This is a genomic window from Paraburkholderia sp. BR14374 (assembly GCF_040948685.1).
Lineage (GTDB): Bacteria > Pseudomonadota > Gammaproteobacteria > Burkholderiales > Burkholderiaceae > Paraburkholderia > Paraburkholderia youngii.
This window is the reverse complement of the sequence record NZ_JBFPKF010000099.1, coordinates 1-1,401: the sequence shown is the minus strand read 5'-3', so window position 1 is coordinate 1,401 and position 1,401 is coordinate 1. Positions and strand designations below refer to the sequence as shown.

The window sequence follows — 1,401 nt, the reverse complement described above, 5'->3', positions numbered from 1 at the left end:
CTCTTCGGCCCCATCGGCAACATTCCACCTGCCGAGGCAGAAGCCGCTTACTATGCAAATCTCGCTGAGTCTGTCACTGTGGCATGACGCAAGCAAAACGGTCTCCGGAAAACCCGGGGCGGCTCAATCCGTTCCATGTTGTCAAGAACCTGTTCCGGCATCGCAAGGTGCGCTACAAGGGGTTGCTCAAGAACACTGCACAACTGTTCAGCCTGTTCGCGCTGGCGAACCTGGCGATGGCGCGTAACCGGTTGCGCCCATGTCATGGGAGCAGTCCGTCTGGCGTGTGAAAAATGCAGGAAGTCGGTCGCGTAGGTGCCCAGAAATTGCTGCGACGGCCTTCCTGTTTTAAAAATCGCGAGCCGTATGCGCTGGATCACCGGCGGCGGGCTCATTGATCAGCGTTTCCCTAGGGGTGTCCGCCGTGGTTTCACGCTTCGCAGCGATCGATTTTGTCCGGCTTGCCGAAAGGGCGAGCCAGTCGTTGGCTTGGTCAGATTTAAAATCCGGGCAAGGCGCGCTGCAGACCGGGCTGGAGAGTTGCGAATTGAAAATTACTCGCCTTCCAGCGGATCGGGTTCACCGAGTGCCTCGTCAATTAGCCGCCTGACTCGTCGCATGGCTTCGCCGACGGCCGCAGTTGCGGGGTGCACCGAGTGGTAATGCTCCGGTTTCGCGAGCGGCGCGCCGGTGCGCACGTCGTCCCGGTGGGAAAAGATGCGCTCGACAAGCAGCGTGACATTGGAGCCGCCGCGTACGTCGTCGTGCGCTGTCACCGTGATGCTGAAGCCTCGGTGCGTCTGTCTATCGAACATGTCATGTCTCGGCGGTACAAGCGATAGGTCAAGTCTAGCTCAGTGGGGTATCTGGTTCTTCGCGCGACCCGGGCTCCCAAAGTGTGTGCCCAGGTCTCGGCCGCTCGGAGTCGGGCAGCATCCGTCAGCCCCTGACAAGCCGAACTGCCCAGGTCCGCGGTAACCATCGGCCCGATCTTCGAGGGCCAGTTAAGCTACGCGTCACGCGCCGCGCGCGCTTCTTCGAACAGGACGTTTTTAGCGAGGTAAGCGACTCAGCTGGGCCGTTCGCCCATTCGCGTGCGCGTAAAGCATGATGGTGAACTGGAGCTGGCGGTCAGGGAGACGGATCGGGCGCTACGTGCCCGACTACGACGCCACGCTCGACGCATACCTTGCCCAACTGGACACGCACGGCGTATCACACGGCGTGCTTGTGCAGCCCAGCTTTCTCGGCACCGATTGCAGCTATATGCTCGATGCGCCGCGCGCCGCAGCGGCTACGCGGTGTCGCGGTGATCGAGCGTGATTGTCGGATCGACACACTGACGGAGATGGCGAATGCGGGCATTGCAGGGATTCGGCTGAACCTGATCGGACATGCCGA

Annotated in this window: 1 protein-coding gene and 2 pseudogenes; 2 read left to right on the top strand and 1 reads right to left on the bottom strand. The window is 61.2% G+C overall.

Features of this window, described 5'->3' with window-relative positions; genetic code table 11:
• Positions 1–125: 125 nt before the first annotated feature.
• Positions 126–290 (top strand): annotated as a pseudogene (locus tag AB3X86_RS38155) (IS5/IS1182 family transposase); the annotation flags it as partial.
• Positions 291–554: 264 nt separating this feature from the next.
• On the opposite strand, the gene AB3X86_RS38150 reads toward AB3X86_RS38155, so the two are convergent.
• Positions 555–815, bottom strand: coding sequence for a hypothetical protein (locus AB3X86_RS38150; RefSeq protein ID WP_368587926.1), 261 nt, complete (start codon positions 813–815; stop codon positions 555–557).
• 319 nt (positions 816–1,134) lie between these two features.
• Here AB3X86_RS38150 and AB3X86_RS38145 point away from each other — a divergent pair.
• A pseudogene (locus AB3X86_RS38145) lies at positions 1,135–1,401 on the top strand (amidohydrolase); the annotation flags it as partial.

Coding starts and splice junctions, on each gene's coding strand:
- AB3X86_RS38150 (WP_368587926.1), bottom strand. CDS start 815: ATGTTCGATAGACAGACGCACCGAGGCTTCAGCATCACGGTGACAGCG.